Raw genomic sequence first — 3,051 nt, forward strand, 5'->3', positions numbered from 1 at the left:
TCATTTTTATTACTGCTTATTCCGAGCATGCCCTGGATGCCTTCGAAGTCAACGCGGTGGACTACCTGCTCAAGCCCATACGCAGGCAGAAACTGCAGGCGGCGCTGGAGAAGGCTACCCGACTGACGCGGCCCCTGGTGCAGAAGGAGGCTGAAGCGGAAACCTGGCTCACCAGCCGCTACCGTGGCGGTGTGCAGCGCATCGCCCTGTCGGACGTTTATTATTTTCGTGCCGACAGCAAGTACGTCATGGTGCGCCACGGGGGTGGTGAATCCCTGCTGGAAGACTCCCTGGTGTCACTGGAGAAACGGTTTCCCCAGGAGCTGTTGCGTATCCATCGCAGCATGCTGGTGCGTACGGCCGTCATTTCCGGGCTGGTGAAGAACCTGGATGGCGGCGTTCAGGTGGTATTTGCAGATATCGATGACAGGCTGGATGTCAGCCGGCGCCACGTGCCGGCAGTGCGGCGCTTGCTGAATGGCAAGTAGACAGCCTTATTCACCCGGCCACCAAATAACTCGTCCTCAGCCAGCCGGTTTCATCAGCGCCTTGCTTCCGGGAACGTGTTTTTCACCCCATTGCACCATGGCTTTCAATACAGGTCCCAACTCCCTGCCTTTTTCCGTAAGCACGTACTGGTAGCGGACAGGACGTGCCTGATAGGGCTCTTTTGTAACGATTTCATGCGCTACAAGGCGTTTCAGCCGATCTGCCAGAATATTGGTGGGAATCTTTTCAGGTGAATGCTGAAATTCACCGTAAGTTTTCTTTCCCGCAAACAAATCCCGTACAACCAACAGCGTCCATTTGTCGCCAAGAATATCCAGCGTACAGGCCACCGGACAGGGTGAGCGCCTGAATCTGCCGGGCGTATTGCTTTGGTCTTTCATGGTTGTAACGTAGCACACGCCATGGTTGCTTGCAATTAGCAAGTAACTGACCTATGATCAAGAGACTTTCAAAATAAAAGTAACCGCGAAGGCGATCCCTATGAATCCGAGAAACCGCAGGCAATTGGCCGCTATGCTGTTGCTCTGTGCCTTTCCATTGATACAGGCCTGCTCGACCGCCGATGACCGTGCCTATGTCAGGAGCTATGAAGAGGCGTACCAGAAAAAGGTGAAATACACTACCCATCTTGTCCCGCGTGACGGCTTTTATCTCCATGCCCGTGAGTTTGGCGTGAAAAGCGGGAGACCAACCATCGTCATGATGCACGGCTTTCCGGACAGTCTGCATCTGTATGACAGGCTGGCGCCGTTACTGGCGACTGGTCGCCATGTCATCACCTTTGATTTCCTGGGCTGGGGAGATTCCGACAAACCCGCAGATCACGACTATGATGTCGCCAGCCTGTGGCGGGATCTGGAGGCGGTGATCAAGCACTTCGGACTGAAGCGGCTGGTGCTGGCCGTGCATGATGCCTCGGGACAGCCGGGGATCGACTGGGCGCTGGAAAACCCGGACAAGACTGCCGGAATGGTGTTGCTGAATACCTATTACGGTCCTGCGCCGACACTGAAAGCGCCCGAAGCCATCGCCCGTTTTTCCACGCCCGGCATCCGTCGCGACCTCTCTGTCTGGGCGACCCGTCATTTCGACTCCCTGTGGATGAGAGGCTACAGCGAGCAGCTAGCAAAATTCATCAGCACCAGGGAATTGCGTGAGCCGTTTCAGAAACTGCTGGGTTACCAGTCACTGCAGATTCGTCCCGCATTCTATGGGTTGAACCGGGTGCTGCGTGAGGAGCTCGACAAACGCAGACAGAAAATACAGCAGCTGCAACGCTTTCAGCCGCCTGTACGCATCATATTTGGAAATGATGATCCCTACCTCAATGCGGGTGTCGCCAGGGACCTGAACCGTTTGTTCCCCCATTCGGAACTTTTCCTGGTGAAGGATGCAGGGCATTTTGTGCAGATTGACAAACCTGAAGTGCTGGCCGAACTGATGCGTGGTTTTCCGCCTTCTTCGAGAGCGAACCCGAACAGGAAAACAGGAGGGCAAAATGAAGCCGATTGACAACGCAAGCGTGCTGGTCACAGGAGGCTCGAAAGGTATTGGGCTGGCTATTGCCTGGGATTTCGCAAGACACGGCCACAACCTGATACTGGTGGCCCGGGGCAGGGGCGAGCTGGAGCAGGCTGCCAGCGCCATCAGGGGCAGTACCGGCAATTCTGTCGAAACCTTTGCCATGGATCTCTGCCGTGAGAATGCGGCTGAACAGCTGTTTGAGACCGTCAGTCAGGCCGGCCTGTCTGTCGATATCCTGGTCAACAATGCCGGGACAGGGATGACAGGGAGTTTTGCGGAGGGCGGACTGTTCGCGCATGACGGACATGCTGAAACTCAACATGCTTGTGCTCAGTCAGCTGACCCATCTGTTCCTGCAACCCATGCTGGAGCGAAAACGTGGACGCATCCTGAATGTCGGTTCCGTCGTGGCTTATTTCTCTGGTGCTCCCAACTGGTCGGCTTATGTCGCCAGCAAACACTATGTGCTCGCCTTAAGCAAAGGGTTGGCGCGGGAACTGAAAGGAACGGGGGTGATGGCCACGGTAGTGTCCCCGGGGGCAACGGGGACAGATTTCGTAAGAACTGCAGATGCGACCCACATGCGAGCGTACCGGGCGCCTGGCGGCTTGTCTGTCGAGAAAATTGCCGCCGCGGCCTACCGCGCCTGCCAAAATGGAAAAGTGGCGGTCATCCCCGGTGCTTTCAACAAAATACTGGCGTTTCTTGGGAAGCCTCATCCCCGTGCTGTCGCTTTTGAAGTATTTGCCGTTCTTTCACAAAAAACGGAACAACCTTAACCCGGATATTTCACCGGAATGCGCATTTTTCCGGGAGAGATTTTCGTTCAGATCGTTCGAACGGACAAAAGTGGATGTCATTTATCGGCTTGCAGGCCGTTCGGGCGAGCTGGACGGAAAGATCCCGGGAAGAAGCGCATAGCGTAGTGGTGACAGGATGTATTAAGTTTGATTACAGCAAGCGTTTGATTACTGGCGTTATTCATTGCTTTTCGAGCGTTCTGGTGAGATATACGGG

The 3,051-nt window shown here is 55.1% G+C and carries 4 protein-coding genes and 1 pseudogene; 4 read left to right on the plus strand and 1 reads right to left on the minus strand.

The features are described from left to right. Nucleotides 1-488, plus strand: a 488-nt coding sequence (locus ACOCD2_RS15285) for a LytR/AlgR family response regulator transcription factor (protein WP_293674843.1), incomplete at its 5' end; no start/stop codon positions are given. A 36-nt stretch (nt 489-524) separates the two neighbouring features. Here ACOCD2_RS15285 and ACOCD2_RS15290 read toward each other — a convergent pair. Beyond that, complete coding sequence (locus tag ACOCD2_RS15290; RefSeq protein ID WP_293645898.1) at nt 525-890, minus strand: winged helix-turn-helix transcriptional regulator; 366 nt, start codon at nt 888-890, stop codon at nt 525-527. A 100-nt stretch (nt 891-990) separates the two neighbouring features. Between ACOCD2_RS15290 and ACOCD2_RS15295 the strand changes: the two genes are divergently transcribed. The 3 genes and pseudogenes from ACOCD2_RS15295 to ACOCD2_RS15305 all read left to right on the plus strand — a co-directional run bounded on the left by ACOCD2_RS15295 (nt 991) and on the right by ACOCD2_RS15305 (nt 2,813). After that, the gene (locus ACOCD2_RS15295; protein ID WP_293645896.1) at nt 991-2,022 is read left to right on the plus strand and encodes an alpha/beta fold hydrolase; all 1,032 of its coding nucleotides are present in this window, start codon (nt 991-993) and stop codon (nt 2,020-2,022) included. After that, nucleotides 2,009-2,302: pseudogene (locus ACOCD2_RS15300) on the plus strand (SDR family NAD(P)-dependent oxidoreductase); the annotation flags it as partial. The gene ACOCD2_RS15295 and the pseudogene ACOCD2_RS15300, both read left to right, overlap by 14 nt. A 28-nt stretch (nt 2,303-2,330) precedes the next feature. Then, nucleotides 2,331-2,813 carry an SDR family NAD(P)-dependent oxidoreductase gene (locus ACOCD2_RS15305; RefSeq protein ID WP_293645894.1) on the plus strand — a complete coding sequence of 161 codons (483 nt, stop codon included), beginning with the start codon at nt 2,331-2,333 and terminating at the stop codon, nt 2,811-2,813. Nucleotides 2,814-3,051: the final 238 nt, after the last annotated feature.

The sequence above is a fragment of the Thiolapillus sp. genome (assembly GCF_048562965.1).
GTDB lineage: Bacteria > Pseudomonadota > Gammaproteobacteria > Chromatiales > Chromatiaceae > Thiolapillus > Thiolapillus brandeum_A.